We start from the raw sequence: 18,010 nt of genomic DNA, 5'->3' as shown, positions 1-18,010 counted from the left end.
ACTAGGCGGTGACGAACTCGCCGAGGCTGGCGGCCAGCGCCATCGGCACCCAACCCTTGATCCGGGTGCCGTCGGCGGTGTGCTCGGTGGCCTCGACGCGGCCTTCCGCGTGCACGCGTGCCACCAGGTCGCCGCGCTCATAGGGAATGGTCACGTCGACGGCGGCATCGGTCGGTTCGACCAGCTCACACATGCGCAGCCGCAGCCGGTCCAGACCCTCACCGGTATGCGCCGAGACGAACACCGCGTCCGGCAAGGCGCGCCGCAGGTGGGCCAGCGCCAGATCACCGGCGGCGTCGATCTTGTTGACCACCAACAACTCTCGCGGTGCGGCGACGTCGTACTCGGCCACGACCTCACCGACGACCTTGCGCACCGCGTTGATCTGCGCCAGCGGATCAGCATCGGAGCCGTCGACGACGTGGACCAACAGGTCGGCGTCGACGACCTCCTCCAGCGTGGAACGGAACGCTTCGACCAGCTGGGTCGGCAGGTGCCGCACGAACCCGACGGTGTCGGTCAGTGTGAAGGGCCGGCCGTCGTCCAACTGGCCACGGCGGGTGGTGGGTTCGAGGGTGGCGAACAGAGCGTTCTGCACCAGTACGCCGGCGCCGGTGAGCGCGTTGAGCAGGCTGGACTTGCCGGCGTTGGTGTAGCCGACGATCGCGACCGACGGCGTGTCGCTGGCCCGGCGGCTGTGCCGCTGGGTGTCGCGGATCTTCTTCATGTCCTTGATCTCGCGGCGCAGCTTGGCCATCCGCTCGCGGATCCGTCGCCGGTCGGTCTCGATCTTGGTCTCACCCGGACCACGGGTACCCACCCCGCCGCCGGCACCACCGGCGCGACCACCGGCCTGCCGGGACATCGACTCACCCCAGCCGCGCAGTCGCGGCAGCATGTATTCCATCTGGGCCAGCGACACCTGAGCCTTGCCTTCGCGGCTGGTGGCGTGCTGGGCGAAGATGTCGAGGATCAGCGCGGTGCGGTCGATGACCTTGACCTTCACCACTTTTTCCAGCGAGTTCAGCTGCGCGGGACTCAGTTCACCGTCGCAGATGACGGTGTCGGCGCCGGTCGCGAGCACGGTCTCGCGCAACTCCAAGGCCTTACCGGAACCGATGTAGGTCGAGGCGTCCGGCTTGTCGCGGCGCTGGATCAGGCCTTCGAGCACCTCGGAGCCCGCGGTCTCGGCAAGCGCGGCGAGCTCGGCAAGGCTGTTGTCGGCGTCGGCGGAGGTCCCGTCGGTCCAGACCCCGACCAGCACCACGCGTTCGAGGCGCAGCTGGCGGTATTCGACTTCGGAGATGTCGGCCAGTTCGGTCGACAGCCCGGCGACGCGGCGCAGGGCCGCGCGGTCTTCGAGCGCCAGTTCACCGGCGCTGGGGATGTTGTCGGGATTGAAAGGAGAGGTCATGAGTAGTTATCGATGGTGCCCGCAAAGTCAGCGGGACGCATCTGAATTTCCTTCGTTCTCATGCCACCATTCGGCGGCCAGTTCACCGTGCGCCAGCAGCACCGACGGCCCGCGCAGGAAGCTGGTGCTCTCGGTGATGGTCACGCTGACCTCGCCGCCGGGGATCACCACCCGCAGGCTGCCGGTGTCCACGCCGGTGTGGTTCAGTGCTGCCAACGTGGCAGCGACGGTCCCGGTTCCGCAGGAGCGGGTTTCGCCCACACCGCGCTCGTGCACCCGCATCGCCACCACCCCGTTGGCGGGCGCGGTCAGCACCTCGACGTTGACGCCCTCGGGAAACTGGTCGGCGTCGAAGGACACCGGCGCTGCGACGTCCAGCGCGGTGAGCCCGGCCATGTTCAGCGAGGCGTCGACGCAGGCCAGGTGCGGGTTGCCGACGTCGACGGCCAGGCCCTCGAAGGTGCGCCCGGCCACGACGGCCTTGCCGTGCCCGTACGACCGGGCCTTGCCCATCTCCACGGTGACCTCGGCGTTGACGCCGTCGGCGCCGTGCAGCACCACGGGCCGCGGTCCGGCGAGCGAGCCGACCACGAATTCGTCGCGGTGCTCGAGGCCGGAGGCGCGCAGGTAGTGCGCGAAGACGCGGACGCCGTTGCCGCACATCTGGGCGATCGAGCCGTCGGCGTTGCGGTAGTCCATGTACCAGTCGTCGGCGGCGACGCCGTCGGGAAGTTGGTCGAACACACCGGCGTCCTGGGCGGCCCCGGCCTTGGTCACCCGCAGCAGGCCGTCGGCCCCCAGCCCGCGGCGCCGGTCGCACAGCGCGGCGATGACAGCGGGGGTCAGTTTCAGTTCGGCGTCGACATCGGGCAGCACCACGAAGTCGTTCTGGGTGCCGTGCCCTTTCGAAAACCGCACACCGTCAGGATACGTGGCGCCAGATTCGCGCGACGGCGGCCGCGTTACCCTCCGCGTCACCGGCCAGCCAGGTGATCCGGTGATCGCGGCGGAACCACGACCGCTGACGGCGGACGTAGCGGCGCGTGCCGATGAACGTGCGCTCCTTCGCCTCGGCCATCGCGGCGTCGTCTCCGCCGGCGTCCAGCGCCGTCAGGACCTGCGCATAGCCCAGGGCCCGGGCCGCCGTCACCCCATCCCGCAGACCGCGGGCCTGCAGTGCCACCACCTCGTCGACCAGCCCGGAGGCGAACATCAGGTCGGTGCGACGCTGCAGCCGGTCGTCGAGAATCTCTGTGTCCCAATCCAATCCGACGATGAGGGTGTCCCAGCGCGGGGCGCCGATCTGCGGTGCCGACGCCGCGAACGGCTCGCCGGTGAGTTCGACGACCTCCAGCGCCCGCACGATGCGCCGGCCGTCGGTGTCGAGGATCGACGCGGCGGCGTCGGGATCGACCCGCGCCAGCTCGCCGTGCAGGGCCGTGACGCCGACCTCGGCCAGCCGCTCCTCCCACCGGGATCGCACCGCCGGATCGGTTGCCGGGAACGACCACTCGTCGAGCAGCGACTGGATGTACATCATCGAGCCGCCGACAATCACCGGGACGGCGCCGCGCGTGGCGATGGCCTCGATGTCGGCCGCCGCGGCCGCCTGGTACTTCGCGACGGTCGCGTTGTCGGTGACCTCGAGGACGTCGAGCTGGTGGTGGACGATGCCGCGCCGCTCGGGCACCGTCAGCTTGGCGGTGCCGATATCCATGCCGCGGTACAGCTGCATGGCATCGGCGTTCACGATCTCGCCGCCCAGCTGTTCGGCCAGGTCCAGCGCCAGGGCCGACTTCCCGGTCCCGGTGGGACCGACAACGGCGATGGGCCTCACTGCGGGATCCAGGTGCCGACGAAGTAGCCGACGCCGTACGGCGCGCCGCGGTACAGCTCGGTCGCTTTCGGGTCGGGTCCGGCCAGGCCGGCCAGCACTTGGTAGGCGACCCGGCCGAGGACGCCGGACAGCCCGGCGATCGCGGGCACGTCGCCGGTGGCCAGCGCGTCGTCCCACTGCGCTTGTCGCGCCACCGAATCGGGGTCGAAGCCGCCGGGTGCCCCGGCGGTCAGGGTGTTCGCACCGTCGGCGACCACGAGTACGCCGACGCGGTCGACGGCCGTATCCAATTCCTCGCGCAGCGCACGCCCGTGCGCCAGCGCCGCCTCCGGCGCCAGGTCGTCGGAGAAAACCCGCACGTCGACCGTCGCTTCCGCGTTCACACTCCCCCGCAGCCAGCCGGCGATCAGCGCGCACAGCGGTAACGGCCGCACCGCACCGGTCACGTCGGGCGCGAGCGTCACCCGCACGTCGGCGCCGTAACCGGCGAACGTGCCGACCGCGTCAGCGGACACGCGGGCATCCTGCGGACCGGCGCCGACCGCCAGCCAACGCGACGGCAGGTCCTGTGCCGCACACCGCACCGCGGCCGTCAGATCGGCCAGCTCGGCAGCGGCGCCGGAGGCCAGTTCAGGCACCAGAACGGGGGCCGACGGGACGATCGCGATATGTGTCAGGCCGGCGCTATGCACGCGTCCACGCTAACGAGTCCGGCAAACGCCTGCGCAGACGGCGCGTCGACCTGTTTGAATAGCGTGCGAGTAACAGATGACGGCGCCGCGTCGCGCGGCAGAAGCGTGGGTCATCCCACGCGCGGGCATGAGGAGCACGAGATGACCACCACCGAACCCGGCAACACCCCGAAACCGACTCCTCGGCCCGGCCCGCCGCGCCCCGGTCCGAAGCCGAGCGCCATCCCGCACCATCCCCCGGCCCCGGTCGCGGCTGCGCCGCCGACGTGCGATCCGCACCGGTTCGGCCGCGTCGACGCCGACGGCACGGTGTGGCTGATCACCGGCGCCGGCGAGCGCAAGATCGCCTCGTGGCAGGCGGGCGACGCCGAGGCCGCGTACGCCCACTTCGGCCGCCGCTACGACGATCTGAGCACCGAGGTGGCGCTGCTGGAGCACCGGCTCGGCAGCGGCAGTGGCGACGCCCGCAAGATCAAGTCGGCCGCCGCGACGCTGCTGGAATCGCTGCCCGAGGCCTCGGTCCTGGGCGACGTCGACGCCCTGACCACCCGGCTGACCACCATCGTCGAGCAGGCCGGCACCCTCGCGCAGGAGGAGCGCGCCAAGCGCGACGAGCAGCGGGCCGCCCAGACCGCGCGCAAGGAGGCCCTGGCCGCTGAGGCCGAGGAGATCGGCGCCAACTCGACGCAGTGGAAGGCCAGCGGAGACCGGCTGCGCGCGATCCTCGATGAGTGGCGCACCATCACGGGCCTGGACCGCAAGGTCGACGACGCGTTGTGGAAGCGCTACTCGGCGGCCCGTGAGGCGTTCAACCGCCGCCGGGGCTCGCACTTCGCCGAGCTCGATCGCGAGCGGGTCGGCGTGCGGCAGGCGAAGGAGGCGCTGTGTGAACGCGCCGAGGCGCTGTCCGGCTCCACCGACTGGGGCGGCACCGCCGCGACGTTCCGCGACCTGCTGACGGAATGGAAGGCCGCGGGCCGCGCCGCCAAGGACGTCGACGACGCCCTGTGGAAGCGGTTCAAGGCCGCCCAGGACACGTTCTTCAGCGCCCGCAACGCCGTCAACGCCGAAAAGGACGCGGAGTTCAACGCCAACGCCGACGCGAAAGCCGAGCTGCTGGCCGAGGCCGAGAAGATCGACATCAGCGACGTCGACGCGGCACGTGCGGCATTCCGGGCCATCGGCGACAAGTGGGACGCCATCGGCAAGGCGTCGCGCGACCGCACCGCCGAGCTGGAGCGCCGCCTGCGCGTGGTCGAGAAGAAGATCCGCGACGCCGCGCAGAGCGGCTGGAGCGACCCCGAGGCGCAGGCCCGGGCCGACCAGTTCCGCGAGCGGGCCGAGCAGTTCGAACGTCAGGCCGAGAAGGCCGAGGCGGCGGGCAAGGCCAAGGATGCCGAGAAGGCGCGGGCCAGTGCGGCGCAGTGGCGCGAGTGGGCTTCGGCGGCGGAAGCCGCGATCAAGAAGTAGCGGCGTCAGCCGCGATCAAGAAGTAGTGGCGTCGCGCGTTTAAGAAGTAGTGGCGTCGCGCGTTTAAGAAGTAGTGGCGTCGCGCGTTTAAGAAGTAGTGGCGTCGCGCGTTTACGCGCTAGGGCTGTCCGGGCCGTCGAGCAGCCCGCGCTTCTGCTGCTCGGCGGTGGATTCGCGGCGCTGCGCCTCGGCAGCCAGTTGCACCGCGGTCCGTGACCACACCACGCGTGCCCAGTGGAACGTCAGCAGGATGACGGCGATCCACGCGAGGTACAGCCCGAAGCCGGGTCCCGGGTACGGGTGCACGACGGTGTTGCGTGACCAGATGGCGAGCATGCCGAGGAAGCACGACACCGCGGACCCCGCGAGAGCGATCCAGGCGAGGCCCCAGCGCCGCGTCAGCAGCGCCAGCATCGAGAAGCCGACGCTGAACACCAGGATCAGCCAGACGAACACCCGCGACGGCAGCAGAATCTTCGCGTCGAGGGCGACCTGATCGCCGAGCAGCACGTCGAATCCCTTGACGCCGCCGGTGTGCGGCAGCACGAACGACAGCAGGATCACGAAGACGCAGATCGCCACGACCATGGCGCGGCCGCCGGGATCGATCTCCCGGGCGATGCGCTGCTCGGCGGCGTCGATGTCGTGTTTGAACTCGTCGAATTCGCCGTTCGAGCCGCCGTTCGACTGACCGGGCTTGGTGTCGTTCATCGTGAACATCCCTGCTCTACGGGGGTGACGGGGGGCACGCCGATCTGCGGCATGCCCAGCCCGACGCCGGTGGTGGGTTTGCGGCCGGCGGCGTGTGCGTCGCCCGCCCGGGTGCGGCGGTGGCCGGCGATCGGCGCGTCGGCGATCAGGTGGTGTGGTGCGGCGCCGGTGACGGTGGTGGTGACGATGTCGCCGGGGCGGATGTCGACAGCCCGATTGTCGCCGAAGCCCGGGGTGAAGTGCACCAGCCGGCCGTCACGCGCGCGGCCCGACATTCGCTCGGTGGCCGAATCCTTGCGGCCTTCGCCGGTCGCCACCAGCAGTTCGACCTCCCGGCCGACCTGCGCCAGGTTTTCCTCCCAGGAGATGCGCTCCTGGAGCGCGATGAGCCGCATATAGCGTTCGGACACAACCTCTTTGGGGAGCTGGTCGGGCAGCTCGGCGGCCGGGGTACCCGGCCGCTTGGAGTACTGGAACGTGAAGGCGCTGGAGAAGCGGGCGCGTTCGACGACGTCGAGGGTGGCCTGGAAGTCCTCTTCGGTCTCCCCCGGGAACCCGACGATGATGTCGGTGGTGATGGCCGCGTGCGGGATCGCGGCGCGCACCCGCTCGATGATGCCGAGGTACTTCTCGGCGCGGTAGGAGCGGCGCATCGCCTTGAGGATGCGGTCCGATCCGGACTGCAGCGGCATGTGCAGCGTCGGGCAGATGTTCGGGGTGGCCGCCATCGCGTCGATGACGTCGTCGGTGAACTCGGCGGGGTGCGGCGAGGTGAAGCGGACCCGCTCCAGACCCTCGATGTCGCCGCAGGCGCGCAACAGTTTGGCGAATGCGCCGCGATCACGCTCGACGTCGGCCCAGGCGTCCGGGTTTTCCCGGAGGCGTTCGTCCGCCGCGAAGGAGACGCCGTAGGCGTTGACGTTCTGGCCCAACAGTGTGATCTCCAGGACGCCCTGGTCTACGAGGGACTGCACCTCGGCGAGGATGTCGCCCGGACGCCGGTCGACCTCCTTGCCGCGCAGCGACGGCACGATGCAGAACGTGCAGGTGTTGTTGCAGCCCACGGAGATGGAAACCCAAGCGGCGTAAGACGATTCGCGTGTCGCCGGCAGCGACGACGGGAATTCCTGCAGGGCTTCGACGATCTCGACCTGAGCTTCGCGGTTGTGCCGGGCCCGTTCGAGCAACACCGGCAGCGAACCGATGTTGTGCGTGCCGAACACCACGTCGACCCACGGCGCCTTGCTCAGCACCGTGTCGCGGTCCTTCTGTGCCAGGCAGCCACCGACGGCGATCTGCATGTTCGGGTCGGCCTGCTTGCGCGGCGCCAGGTGGCTGATGTTGCCGTACAGCTTGTTGTCGGCGTTCTCCCGGACCGCGCAGGTGTTGAAGACCACGACGTCGGCGTCGTCGCCGTCGGCGGCGCGCCGGTATCCGGCGTCTTCGAGCAGGCCGGCAAGTCGTTCGGAATCGTGGACGTTCATCTGACACCCGTAGGTGCGGACCTGATAGGTGCGCCCCGCCCCGGAACCCGTCGCGGACTCCGTGGCGTCAGCTTCCACGTCCGGAGTCGCTGTCGAAATCACCTGACAATCGTACGGGCGGCGCGATTTATACCAAATTTGCCGAGACGAGTCCGGGTTTCTGTGAGAGATCCGCGCGTCGTGGCTTACCTGGGTAGGGTCTGTGAGCATGGTCACCGGAGAGCCGTCACCTGCAACCCCGATGATCTCGGTCAAGGGGGTCAACAAGCACTTCGGCGCACTGCATGTGCTGAAGGACATCAATCTCGAAGTCCCGCGCGGCCAGGTGGTCGTGTTGCTCGGACCGTCAGGTTCGGGCAAATCGACGTTGTGTCGCACCATCAATCGGCTGGAGACCATCGACTCCGGATCGATCCACATCGACGGTGACCTGCTGCCCGAAGAAGGCCGCAAGCTCGCCACGCTGCGGTCCGAGGTGGGCATGGTCTTCCAGTCGTTCAATCTGTTCGCGCACAAGACAATTCTCGAGAACGTCACCCTCGCCCCGATGAAGGTGCGCGGGAAGAACAAGGACGAGGCCCGTAAGAAGGGGCTCGAACTGCTGGAGCGGGTCGGGGTCGCCAACCAGGCCGACAAGTACCCGGCGCAGCTGTCCGGCGGTCAGCAGCAGCGCGTCGCGATCGCCCGATCCCTGGCGATGGGCCCCAAGGTCATGCTGTTCGACGAGCCCACCAGCGCGCTGGACCCCGAGATGGTCAACGAGGTGCTGTCGGTGATGACGTCGCTGGCGACCGAGGGCATGACCATGATCGTGGTGACGCACGAGATGGGCTTCGCCCGCCGGGCGTCGCACCGGGTGGTTTTCATGGCCGACGGCACCATCGTCGAGGATGCCAAGCCCGACGAGTTCTTCACCGCGCCGAAGTCCAACCGGGCCCGGGACTTCCTGGGCAAGATCCTGGACCACTAGTCGTGAAGCGCATACTCCGCAGCCTGGCCGCCGTCGCCGTGCTGATAATCGCCCTGCTGTCCCTGAGTGCCTGCGGCGCGAACAGCAAGAAGATCACCATCGGCACCAAGTTCGACCAGCCGGGTCTGGCCGCGAAGAAGCCCGACGGCACGCTGGCCGGCTTCGACATCGACGTCGCGAGGTATGTGGCCAGAGAACTGGGTTACAAGCCCGACGACATCGAGTGGAAAGAAGCCCCGTCGGGTCAGCGCGAGAATCTGATCCAGAACCACCAGGTCGACTTCATCGTCGCGACCTACTCGATCACCGACGCCCGCAAGCAGAAGGTGTCGTTCGCCGGTCCGTATCTGGTCACCGGCCAGAGCCTGCTGGTACGCGCCGACAACGACGAGATCACCAGCGTCGAGTCGCTGCAGAACCACAAGAAGCTGTGCTCGGTGTCGGGTTCGACACCGGCGCAACGCATCAAGGACAAGTACCCGGGCGTGCAGCTTCAGCAGTACGACACCTACTCGGCGTGCCTGGAGGCCGTGAAGACCGGCGCCATCGACGCGCTCAGCACCGACGAGGTGATCCTGGCCGGTTACGCCGCCCAGGCTCCGGGCGCGTTCAAACTGATCGGCAAGCCGTTCTCGGTGGAGAAGTACGGCATCGGATTGCTCAAGGGCGACAAGGAATTACGCCAGAAGATCAACGACGCCATCGAGAAGATGCAGAAGACCGGTGAGTGGCAGGCCGCGTTCGACCGCAATCTGGGCCCGGCCGGCTTGTCGGCGCCGCCGCCTCCCCCGCTGGACACCAACATCAACGGTGCCGGCGGGGCGAAGCGCGTCGACCTGTGGGGCACCTACGGCGGCAAGATCGTGAAGGCGTTCTGGACGACGATCCAGCTGACGCTGCTGGCCGCCGTCGGGGCGCTGATCCTGGGCACCGCGCTGGCCGCGATGCGGCTGTCCCCGGTGCCGGTGCTGCGCTGGCTCGGCACGGCGTACGTCAACGTCGTCCGCAATACGCCGCTGACGCTGATCATCCTGTTCTGCTCATTCGGTATCGGGAACACGCTGCGGATCACGCTGGTCGACCCGCATTCACCGACTGCGGTGGTGGACAGCAACTTTCGGCTCGCCGCGCTCGGGTTGACGGTCTACACCGCGTCGTTCGTATGCGAGACGTTGCGATCGGGCATCAACACCGTGCCGCTGGGTCAGGCCGAAGCCGCCCGCTCGCTGGGGCTGAGCTTCGGGCAGAACCTGCGGATGATCTTGCTGCCGCAGGCTTTTCGCGCGGTCATCAACCCGCTGGGTTCGGTGTTGATCGCGTTGGTGAAGAACACCACGATCGCCTCGGCCATCGGCGTTGCCGAGGCTGCGCTGCTGATGAAGGAGATGATCGAGAACACCGCGGCGCTGCTGGCGGTCGGTTCGATCTTCGCCGCTGGTTTCGTGGTCCTGACGTTGCCATTGGGGCTGTTGTTCGGTTGGTTGGGTAAGCGATACGCGGTGGTGCGGTGATGAGCGCTTGCGCGAAGAACAGAGGGCACTGATGAGTGAAGCTTCCGTCCTCTACGACGCCCCGGGGCCGCGGGCGCGGCGGCGCAACATGCTGTTCGCGGGAATCATCATCGCGGTCATCATCGCGATGGCCGGTTGGGTGCTGTGGCAGTTCGAGTCCAAAGGCCAACTGACCGAAGCGAAGTGGCACCCGTTCCTGACCGCGAACCTGTGGACGACGTACGTGCTGCCCGGCGCCGTCGGCACGTTGACGGCGGCCGCGGTCTCCATCGTGCTGGCCCTGGTGCTGGGTCTGGCGTTGGGCATGGGCCGATTGTCGGATGCCGGTCCGGTGCGGTGGGCGTGCTCGGTGTTCGTCGAGTTCTTCCGCGCCGTCCCGGTGCTGATCATGATGTTGTTCGCGTATTTCCTGTTCGCGCTGTACGACGTCTTCCCGTCACGCCAGCTCGCGCTCGCCGGCGTGATCACGGGACTGACGCTGTACAACGGCGCGGTGATCGCGGAGATCGTGCGCGCGGGGGTGTACGCGCTGCCACGGGGGCAACGTGAGGCCGCCGTGGCGTTGGGCCTGCGGCCCGGTCAGACGCTGCGCCTGATCCTGCTCCCCCAGGCTGTGACATCGATGCTGCCGGTGCTGGTGTCCCAGATGGTGGTGGTGCTCAAGGACACCGCCATCGGCTACCAGATCACGTTTGTCGAGATGGTCCGTCAGGGCACGAACATCGGCTCGGCGTACAGCAATTACATCCCCGCACTGCTGGTGATCGCGGCGTTGATGATCAGCCTCAACTTCGCGCTGTCGGCACTGGCGACCCGGCTCGAAGCCCGGCTGCGGCAGTCCCGACGCGCTCCCGATCCACTGCCGGTGAACACCGGCGTTCAGGAGGACACGCCGGGTACCCCGGCGGCCTGACGCTTTTCGGGCCAGGCGCGCAGAGCCTGATCGGCTACCGCGTGCAATTCGTCGCGGTCGGCACCGCTGTTGGCCTGGACTGCCAGGCCCTGACAGACCCCGGCGATCCAGCGCGCCAGGACGTGCGGGTTCGCGCCGGGCAGTTCGCCTGTGCGCTGGGCGGCGGAGAATCGTTCGGCGAGCTCGCCGACGGCGTCTTCGCGGGCCTCGGCCAGTTCGGCATGCAACGCCGTCGCCTCGTCGCCGGTGGCCAGCGCGCTCTGCACGAGTAGACAGCCGCGCGGGCCGGCCGTTCCGGATGACGCGTCGACGGCACCATGCACCATGGCGTACGCGGTATCCCACGCGGTGGGCAGCGTCAGAGCGAGCGCAGCGTAGCCACCGGGCCCGGCTTGGTAGCGCCGCACGGCAGCTCGGAAAAGGTCTGCCTTGGAACCGTATTCGGCGTAGAGCCCGCGGCGGTTGACGCCGGTGGCGGCCGTCAGATCACTGATGGACACCCCGTCATAGCCATGCGCCCAGAACAACCGCATCGCGATGTCGAGGACACATTCCGGGTCGAACATGCGGGGTCTGCCGATCGCCATCAACCCTCCGAATGTGATGCGGGCCACAGCCTGGAATGAAGCCCGGCCGCAGCGACTTGTCCTGAACGTACTTAGTAACCGATCGGTTCGAAAGAATCATCCACGACTTGGAGAGCTCATGAGCACCACTTCGGAAGCAGCACTGGCCGGCCGACGCGCACTGGTCACCGGCGGCTCTCGTGGCATCGGCGCCGCGACCGTCCGCCGACTCGCCGCCGACGGCGCAGCGGTCGCGTTCACCTACCAGTCGTCCCCCGATGCCGCGCAGGACCTGGTCGACGAACTCGAGGCGACCGGCGCGAAGGTGGCGGCCATCAAGGCCGACAGCGCCGACGCGCTGGCCGTCGCCGCCGCGGTGGACGAAGCCGTCGAGCGGCTCGGCGGTTTGGACATCCTGGTGAACAATGCCGGCGTCGCGCAAGGAGCACCGATCGAATCGTTCCCGCTGGAGGACTTCGACCGCATGCTGGCGATCAATGTGAAGGCCGTGTTCGCCGCCATTCAGCGTGCGGTACCCCACCTGGGCGCCGGTGGCCGGATCATCACCATCGGCAGCGTGAACGCCGACCGGGTCCCGACGGCCGGCTTCTCTGTGTATGCCCTGACCAAGGCCGCGGTTGCCGGACTGACGCGAGGCCTGGTGCGCGAGCTCGGCCCGCGCGGCATCACCGTCAACACCATCCAGCCGGGGCCGGTCGCCACGGACATGAACCCCGACGAGGGTGACTTCGCCGACGAGCTCCGCCCGCTCATCGCGGTCGGCCAGTACGGACAGCCGCGCGACATCGCCAGCGCCGTCGCCTATCTGGCCCATCCTGAGTCGTGGTTCGTCACGGGAGTCACCTGGAACATCGACGGCGGCTTCGTGATCTGACGTCGCCGGTCACCGACCCGCCCGCGGGGTTCACCAGAAGGTGAACCCCGCGGGCCTGCACCTCGTGTCCCTGGTGGAGGTTCACTCGATCCCGGGAGGCGTCATGAGTGTCGCGGTTCGTGCGTTTACAGCAGTTCCAGCTCCAACCCAATCCGTCGCGGCACTGTGCACCGCGTGTCTGGTGCTCACGATGGCGCCGGCACCGGGTCACGTCACCGCGCAGTCGGTGCCGGTCCTCACCGAACCGGGCATCTCACTGACGGCGCAGCCGCTGCCGTTGCCACTCGATCTGCTCAACCAGCAGGTGGTGTTCAACGTTGGGCTGTTCATCGATTGGGTCACCACCGGTGCGGCTCTGTTCCAACGCCAGACGCAGATACCGGGGAGTTTCGTGGCGGCCATCGGTACTGGCACGCCACCACCCACCGCCGCCGCACAAGCCCTGAGCGCGTTCGCCGACATCGAGTTCGAAGCCGGACGCGACCTCATCGGGTTCGCCCAAGACATCGCGGTCTTCCAGCTCCAGTTCAGGGCGACCACATTGTCGGCATTCCCGCCGTTCAACACGGGGCCCGGCCAACAATTCGTGGTCGACACGACCGCATTCGGCCTCAACGTGACGCAGCAGATGGCGAACTTCGCCCGGGCGGTGATCACGTCGGTGGAGCAGTTCACCCACAACGCACTGCATACCCCGCTGCCCGTCACGATGACCACAGCGAAGCCGATGGCCGCCGCCGACATCCCGGACATTCCAGTCGTCCCGAAGACTCCTGTCGCCCCGAAAAAACCAGCAGCGCAACAGGATTCGATCGTCTCGACGTTCACCCCGAAGCGACCCAAGCTCCCGAAGCAGCCTGAGCAAGTTCTCGATGCGGCAGCCACCGACATCGATCACCCGCCGGTCGGCCAGTTCTCGCCGCCCAAGGCCTCAGTCCCGAAGTTCTCGGCACCCAAGTTCTCGCTGCCGAAGTTCTCGCTGCCGAAGTTGTCGCCACCCAAGATCAAAGGGCCGTCCAAGGACTAGTCGACATCACCACTACACCGCGCGGCGCTGACGCTCCTGCGTGAGCTGGGTGTTGACCACATCAAAGGCCATACCCTGGCTGTAGCCGCGACGTGCCAGCATCGCGACCAACCGCCGGGTTACCTTCACCTCGTCGTCGAGGTTTTCCCGCCGTAGCTTGGTGGCGACCAGTTCCTCGGCGCGCACCCGCCACTCGCCCGCGTCGACGCTGTCCAGTGTCTCGGCGATCACGTCGGCGTCGACGCCTTTGGTCCGCAACTCAGAGGCCAAGGCACGCTTGCCTTTTCCGGCGTTGGTGCGACGTTCGCGCACCCACTGCTCGGCGAATGCCACGTCGTTCACCAGGCCGACTTCGGTGAGCCGGTCGAGCACCCGGGCGCTGATGTCCTCCGGGAAGCCGCGTTTGGTCAGCTGGGCTTCGAGTTCAGCCCGGCTACGCGCCCGCGTGGTGAGCAGACGCAGGCACACGTCCCGCGCCTGCTCTTCACGCCGCTCCGGCTCAGCCGGCTCCGCCTCAGAAGTCGACCGGGGCGGGAAGGACGTCATCGACCGCACCATCGGTCACCACCGCGCCGATACCGAGCTTCTCTTTGATCTTCTTCTCGATCTCATTGGCGGCGTCGGCGTTCTGCAGCAGGTAGTTGCGGGCGTTCTCCTTGCCCTGACCCAGCTGCTCACCGTCGTAGGTGAACCACGAACCCGACTTGCGGATGAAGCCGTGCTCGACACCCATGTCGATGAGCGAGCCCTCGCGCGAGATACCGCGGCCGTAGAGGATGTCGAATTCGGCCTGCTTGAACGGCGGCGCCACCTTGTTCTTGACGATCTTGACACGGGTACGGTTACCGACCGCGTCAGTGCCGTCCTTGAGCGTCTCGATGCGACGCACGTCCATACGCACCGAGGCGTAGAACTTCAAAGCCTTACCACCCGTGGTGGTTTCGGGCGAACCGAACATCACGCCGATCTTCTCGCGCAGCTGGTTGATGAAGATGGCGGTGGTGCCGGAGTTGTTCAGCGCACCGGTCATCTTGCGCAGTGCCTGGCTCATCAGCCGAGCCTGCAGACCGACGTGGCTGTCACCCATCTCGCCCTCGATCTCGGCGCGGGGCACCAGCGCGGCGACCGAGTCGATGACCAGGATGTCGATGGCACCCGAGCGCACCAGCATGTCGGCGATCTCCAGGGCCTGCTCACCGGTGTCCGGCTGGGACACCAGCAGCGCGTCGGTGTCCACACCGAGCTTCTTGGCGTACTCGGGGTCCAGCGCGTGCTCGGCGTCGATGAACGCCGCGATGCCGCCGGCCGCCTGGGCGTTGGCCACCGCGTGCAGGGCCACCGTGGTCTTACCCGAGGATTCCGGGCCGTAGATCTCGACGACGCGGCCACGCGGCAGACCGCCGATACCGAGGGCGACATCCAGTGCGATGGATCCGGTCGGGATGACCGAAATCGGTTGGCGGGTCTCTTCTCCCAGCCTCATCACCGAGCCCTTGCCGAAGCTCTTGTCGATCTGTGCCAGCGCGAGTTCGAGTGCCTTCTCGCGATCCGGGGCCTGTGCTGCCATGGGTGGTCTCCGTCCTCGTGGATATCCGTTGATCGGGTTTCCGATCGGTTGGCCGTGACGCTAGATGAGGCCACCGACAAGTTTTTCGAACTGACACCACAGTAGCGAACAGATGTTCGATTTCAAGGAGACACGCCGATCACTTCGAGGTCACAGCGAGCGCTGGCGCCGCAGACCCAGTGCCCTCATCAGGGACAGCGCGCGCAGACCGGCGGCCGGCGCCACATCGGTACTCCGCGCGATCACGCCGCGCCAGCGCGGCACCACCCGGAAGATCTGAGCGGAATCCATCAGCTCCATGGCAGCCCGCGCGATGTCGTCGGCGGCCAGCGGCTTGGGGCCTGAAAACAGCAGGGCCGCACCGGGGTCGTGGGTCCGCGAGTTGACCATCTCGGTGTTCACCACGTCGGGGCACAGCGCCCGGGCCCGGATCGGCAGGCCGGCGCCGCGCAGTTCACCCTGCAACGAGGTGGTGTAGGACAGCACCGCAGCCTTGCTCGCCGCGTACACGGCCAGCCCCGGCACCGGTGTCAGCGCCGAGATCGACGCGATGTTGAGGATGACGCCACCGCCCGCACCCATGGCGTTGACGGCCGCCATGCAGCCCGCCATCATGCCGCGGACGTTGACGTCGAGGGTCTGGACGACGTGCTCGGCAGGCTGCTCCCAGGAGTTACCCGCGTGCAGAACGCCGGCATTGTTGACCCACACCGCAAGTCGGCCCTGCTCCGAGGCGAGCGCGGCGACGGCGCGGTGGCTCGCGACGTCGCGGACATCCTGGGCCACGCCCCACGCGCCGCGTCCGACGGTCTCCGCCGCGCGCTGGGCGGCGTCCCCGTCAACGTCGGTGATCAGCACGCGGTGTCCCGCCGCGGCAAGGGCTTTCGCGACGGCGAGGCCGATTCCCCGCCCAGCTCCGGTGACTACGGCAATGCGGGTGCTCATCGGCGTCATGTCGTCCTTCCATCGTGAGTTCACGGACGACGCTAACGGGCCAGGTTCGGTGGACACCATGTCGTGGGCCGACAAACACCGAGGCGCGAGCAGTGCCGAAGGACTAAAAAGCGCCGCTCACCATTGATCGCGCGGGACGTCGAAGTCCGCGCACAGGGCCCGCCAGACGTCGCGGGGATCGACACCGGCTTCGATCGCCTGAGCCGGAGTGCGGTTACCGAGAACCGCCAGCACGTGGTCCTTCACCAAGGCAGCACCACGCGCCGCACCGAACTGGTCTTCGATCAGCAGGGTGAATTCGGTCAGTCGCACGGCACCAACCTACTCAGCGCCGCCGCCGAGCGCCGCACGGCACACGGCCACCGGATCGGCGACGTCCGCTCCGCTGTCGCCGACGCGCCGGGCCGCCTGCCGGTAGGACGGTGTCGACAGCACGCGGGCGACGGTCGCGGTCAACGCTTCCGCGGTCAACGGCCGGATCAGTTCACCACTGCCTTGCCGCACAATCCGATTCGCGATCTCCCACTGGTCGCCGCCGCCCGGCACCACCACCAGCGGCACGCCGGCGAGCAGTGTCTTGGACACGATCCCGTGGCCACTGCCGCAGATCATCACGTCGGCCTGCTTGAGCAGTTCGTCCTGGCGGCCGAGCCCGACCGCCGCCCAGGGCGGCACGGGACCGTCGGCGCCGCGCAGTCGCGAGACGACGACGCGGGCACCGTCGGGCAGCGTCCGCCCGGGGACCAGCGCCTGCAGGGCCAACTCGTCCAGGCCTTGCATCCCGGTTGTCGCCGTCGACGGCGCGACGACCACGACCGGCCCCGAGCCGGGCGGCACGTCGAGCACCGTCGCCGTCGGTTCGAAATGCAGCGGCCCCACGACAACGGCTTCGGCCGGCCAATCGGGCCGCGGCACCTCCAGCCCGGGCAGGGTCGCGATCAACCGCCGAGCCGGCCCGGGATCGGTTGCAGGCAAGCCGATTCCGAGCCGCGCCGCGGACCGCTGCCGGCCCCCCTCGCGGATCGAGCGGGCCGTGAAGAATCGCAACATCGCATCCCGCAGGCGACCGCGCAGGCCGACCCCGGGCGCCAGACCGCTGCCCAGCGGCGGCAGGCCCTTCGACGGCCGATACAGCGGGTGCGGGGTCAGCTCGACCCACGGCAGACCCATCAACTCGGCGGCCATGCCGCCGCAGGCCGTGATGACGTCGGACACCACGAGGTCGGGTGTCAGCTCCCGCAGCACCGGCAGGTTGAGCACCGTCATCCGCGCGGCCCGCTCGTGAATCTTGGCGCCGGAATCGGCGTCGTCGTCGCCGTCCTCGGGATCGAGCCCGAGCAGCTCCCGCGCGTCGATGCCGGCGTCCCGCGCGGTGTCGAGCCATTGCCGGCCCGTCAGGAGCACCGGCTGGTCGCCGGCGGCCTGAAACCGGAGGCAGAGCGCAATGGCCGGAAAGGCGTGGCCGGGATCCGGCCCGGCAACCACTGCGACACGCATCGGGTCACCCTGTCACACCGACCCCTGTGCGCCGTCGGGCAGTCGCATTACGGTGGGGTCCATGACACAGAGCACACCGGCAGTGACTCAGACCAACGCCGAGATCGTCGAATCCTTCCTCTACGCCCTGCAGGCCGAGGACATGGAGACCGCGGACAGCCTGCTCGACGACAACCTCGTCTACGAGAACGTCGGGCTGCCGACCATCCGCGGCCGGGCCCGCGCGATGAAACTGTTCCGCCCCATGAAGAAGAGCCCCGTCAGTTTCGAGGTGAAATTCCACCGCATCGTCGGTGACGGCTCCACCGTGCTCAACGAGCGCACCGACGCGCTGGTCATCGGACCGGTACGCCTGCAGTTCTGGGTGTGCGGCGTGTTCGAGGTGCAGGACGGCCGGATCACCCTGTGGCGGGATTACTTCGACATGTTCGACATGGTCAAGGCCACTGTGCGCGGTCTGATCGGCGCGGCCGTCCCGGCCCTGCGTCCGGCCATGTAGCCG

General features: G+C 68.3%; 19 protein-coding genes and 1 pseudogene. 8 read left to right on the top strand and 12 right to left on the bottom strand.

Features of this window, described 5'->3' with window-relative positions:
• Position 1: 1 nt before the first annotated feature.
• From hflX to ACWW1C_RS11640, 4 genes are read right to left on the bottom strand one after another with little or no spacing between them, the layout of a single operon-like run.
• Positions 2-1,414 (bottom strand): GTPase HflX, encoded by a 1,413-nt coding sequence (gene hflX / locus ACWW1C_RS11655; protein WP_455983580.1) that lies wholly within the window; start codon positions 1,412-1,414, stop codon positions 2-4.
• A gap of 27 nt (positions 1,415-1,441) precedes the next feature.
• Entirely contained in the window at positions 1,442-2,332 is an 891-nt protein-coding gene (dapF, locus tag ACWW1C_RS11650; protein ID WP_455983579.1) for a diaminopimelate epimerase, read from the bottom strand.
• A gap of 4 nt (positions 2,333-2,336) precedes the next feature.
• The gene (gene miaA / locus ACWW1C_RS11645) at positions 2,337-3,251 is read right to left on the bottom strand and encodes a tRNA (adenosine(37)-N6)-dimethylallyltransferase MiaA (RefSeq protein ID WP_455983578.1); all 915 of its coding nucleotides are present in this window, start codon (positions 3,249-3,251) and stop codon (positions 2,337-2,339) included.
• On the bottom strand, positions 3,248-3,943 hold the full coding sequence (locus ACWW1C_RS11640) for a hypothetical protein (protein ID WP_455983577.1): 696 nt from the start codon (positions 3,941-3,943) through the stop codon (positions 3,248-3,250). The genes miaA and ACWW1C_RS11640 overlap by 4 nt, the downstream gene beginning before the upstream one ends.
• Before the next feature lie 141 nt (positions 3,944-4,084).
• Between ACWW1C_RS11640 and ACWW1C_RS11635 the strand changes: the two genes are divergently transcribed.
• Entirely contained in the window at positions 4,085-5,413 is a 1,329-nt protein-coding gene (locus tag ACWW1C_RS11635; protein ID WP_455983576.1) for a DUF349 domain-containing protein, read from the top strand.
• A 111-nt stretch (positions 5,414-5,524) separates the two neighbouring features.
• Here ACWW1C_RS11635 and ACWW1C_RS11630 read toward each other — a convergent pair whose 3' ends face one another.
• Positions 5,525-6,133, bottom strand: a complete 609-nt coding sequence (locus ACWW1C_RS11630) for an Rv2732c family membrane protein (RefSeq protein ID WP_455983575.1) — start codon at positions 6,131-6,133, stop codon at positions 5,525-5,527.
• Complete coding sequence (gene miaB, locus ACWW1C_RS11625; protein WP_455984240.1) at positions 6,121-7,686, bottom strand: tRNA (N6-isopentenyl adenosine(37)-C2)-methylthiotransferase MiaB; 1,566 nt, start codon at positions 7,684-7,686, stop codon at positions 6,121-6,123. Before miaB ends, ACWW1C_RS11630 begins: the two co-directional genes overlap by 13 nt.
• A 163-nt stretch (positions 7,687-7,849) precedes the next feature.
• On the opposite strand from miaB, the gene ACWW1C_RS11620 reads away from it, so the two are divergent.
• The 4 genes and pseudogenes from ACWW1C_RS11620 to ACWW1C_RS11605 all read left to right on the top strand — a co-directional run bounded on the left by ACWW1C_RS11620 (position 7,850) and on the right by ACWW1C_RS11605 (position 11,002).
• The gene (locus ACWW1C_RS11620; RefSeq protein ID WP_455984239.1) at positions 7,850-8,578 is read left to right on the top strand and encodes an amino acid ABC transporter ATP-binding protein; all 729 of its coding nucleotides are present in this window, start codon (positions 7,850-7,852) and stop codon (positions 8,576-8,578) included.
• Between the two features lie 2 nt (positions 8,579-8,580).
• Positions 8,581-9,381: pseudogene (locus ACWW1C_RS11615) on the top strand (glutamate ABC transporter substrate-binding protein); the annotation flags it as partial.
• Positions 9,382-9,414: 33 nt separating this feature from the next.
• Positions 9,415-10,089: an amino acid ABC transporter permease gene (locus ACWW1C_RS11610; protein ID WP_455984238.1), complete on the top strand. Its 675-nt coding sequence runs from the start codon at positions 9,415-9,417 to the stop codon at positions 10,087-10,089.
• A 31-nt stretch (positions 10,090-10,120) separates the two neighbouring features.
• Positions 10,121-11,002: an amino acid ABC transporter permease gene (locus tag ACWW1C_RS11605; protein WP_455983574.1), complete on the top strand. Its 882-nt coding sequence runs from the start codon at positions 10,121-10,123 to the stop codon at positions 11,000-11,002.
• Here the strand turns inward: ACWW1C_RS11605 and ACWW1C_RS11600 are convergent.
• On the bottom strand, positions 10,969-11,589 hold the full coding sequence (locus ACWW1C_RS11600; protein WP_455983573.1) for a TetR/AcrR family transcriptional regulator: 621 nt from the start codon (positions 11,587-11,589) through the stop codon (positions 10,969-10,971). The two genes, ACWW1C_RS11605 and ACWW1C_RS11600, sit on opposite strands and share 34 nt — an antisense overlap.
• Before the next feature lie 118 nt (positions 11,590-11,707).
• Here ACWW1C_RS11600 and ACWW1C_RS11595 point away from each other — a divergent pair, with 118 nt between their 5' ends.
• Positions 11,708-12,463, top strand: a complete 756-nt coding sequence (locus ACWW1C_RS11595; protein WP_455983572.1) for a 3-oxoacyl-ACP reductase family protein — start codon at positions 11,708-11,710, stop codon at positions 12,461-12,463.
• Positions 12,464-12,653: 190 nt separating this feature from the next.
• A complete protein-coding gene (locus ACWW1C_RS11590) occupies positions 12,654-13,490 on the top strand; it encodes a hypothetical protein (RefSeq protein WP_455983571.1) in 837 nt (278 codons plus the stop codon).
• A 12-nt stretch (positions 13,491-13,502) separates the two neighbouring features.
• On the opposite strand, the gene recX is transcribed toward ACWW1C_RS11590, so the two are convergent.
• From recX to ACWW1C_RS11565, 5 genes are all read right to left on the bottom strand, one after another.
• Positions 13,503-14,036 carry a recombination regulator RecX gene (gene recX / locus ACWW1C_RS11585; protein ID WP_455983570.1) on the bottom strand — a complete coding sequence of 178 codons (534 nt, stop codon included), beginning with the start codon at positions 14,034-14,036 and terminating at the stop codon, positions 13,503-13,505.
• Entirely contained in the window at positions 14,005-15,057 is a 1,053-nt protein-coding gene (gene recA, locus ACWW1C_RS11580) for a recombinase RecA (protein WP_455983569.1), read from the bottom strand. Before recA ends, recX begins: the two co-directional genes overlap by 32 nt.
• A 150-nt stretch (positions 15,058-15,207) precedes the next feature.
• The gene (locus tag ACWW1C_RS11575) at positions 15,208-16,035 is read right to left on the bottom strand and encodes an SDR family oxidoreductase (protein ID WP_455983568.1); all 828 of its coding nucleotides are present in this window, start codon (positions 16,033-16,035) and stop codon (positions 15,208-15,210) included.
• A gap of 93 nt (positions 16,036-16,128) precedes the next feature.
• A complete protein-coding gene (locus tag ACWW1C_RS11570) occupies positions 16,129-16,323 on the bottom strand; it encodes a DUF3046 domain-containing protein (RefSeq protein WP_455983567.1) in 195 nt (64 codons plus the stop codon).
• Between the two features lie 9 nt (positions 16,324-16,332).
• On the bottom strand, positions 16,333-17,508 hold the full coding sequence (locus ACWW1C_RS11565) for a glycosyltransferase (RefSeq protein WP_455983566.1): 1,176 nt from the start codon (positions 17,506-17,508) through the stop codon (positions 16,333-16,335).
• A gap of 61 nt (positions 17,509-17,569) precedes the next feature.
• Here ACWW1C_RS11565 and ACWW1C_RS11560 point away from each other — a divergent pair, with 61 nt between their 5' ends.
• On the top strand, positions 17,570-18,007 hold the full coding sequence (locus ACWW1C_RS11560) for a limonene-1,2-epoxide hydrolase family protein (protein WP_455983565.1): 438 nt from the start codon (positions 17,570-17,572) through the stop codon (positions 18,005-18,007).
• The last annotated feature ends 3 nt before the right edge of the window (positions 18,008-18,010 follow it).

This window comes from Mycobacterium sp. HM-7 (genome assembly GCF_053852335.1).
Note: the sequence above shows the minus strand (reverse complement) of the source record. Positions and strands in the feature narration are given on the sequence as shown.

Coding starts and splice junctions, on each gene's coding strand:
- hflX (WP_455983580.1), bottom strand. CDS start 1,414: ATGACCTCTCCTTTCAATCCCGACAACATCCCCAGCGCCGGTGAACTG.
- ACWW1C_RS11635 (WP_455983576.1), top strand. CDS start 4,085: ATGACCACCACCGAACCCGGCAACACCCCGAAACCGACTCCTCGGCCC.
- ACWW1C_RS11630 (WP_455983575.1), bottom strand. CDS start 6,133: ATGTTCACGATGAACGACACCAAGCCCGGTCAGTCGAACGGCGGCTCG.
- ACWW1C_RS11620 (WP_455984239.1), top strand. CDS start 7,850: ATGATCTCGGTCAAGGGGGTCAACAAGCACTTCGGCGCACTGCATGTG.
- ACWW1C_RS11605 (WP_455983574.1), top strand. CDS start 10,121: ATGAGTGAAGCTTCCGTCCTCTACGACGCCCCGGGGCCGCGGGCGCGG.
- ACWW1C_RS11600 (WP_455983573.1), bottom strand. CDS start 11,589: ATGGCGATCGGCAGACCCCGCATGTTCGACCCGGAATGTGTCCTCGAC.
- ACWW1C_RS11595 (WP_455983572.1), top strand. CDS start 11,708: ATGAGCACCACTTCGGAAGCAGCACTGGCCGGCCGACGCGCACTGGTC.
- ACWW1C_RS11590 (WP_455983571.1), top strand. CDS start 12,654: ATGGCGCCGGCACCGGGTCACGTCACCGCGCAGTCGGTGCCGGTCCTC.
- recX (WP_455983570.1), bottom strand. CDS start 14,036: ATGACGTCCTTCCCGCCCCGGTCGACTTCTGAGGCGGAGCCGGCTGAG.
- recA (WP_455983569.1), bottom strand. CDS start 15,057: ATGGCAGCACAGGCCCCGGATCGCGAGAAGGCACTCGAACTCGCGCTG.
- ACWW1C_RS11565 (WP_455983566.1), bottom strand. CDS start 17,508: ATGCGTGTCGCAGTGGTTGCCGGGCCGGATCCCGGCCACGCCTTTCCG.
- ACWW1C_RS11560 (WP_455983565.1), top strand. CDS start 17,570: ATGACACAGAGCACACCGGCAGTGACTCAGACCAACGCCGAGATCGTC.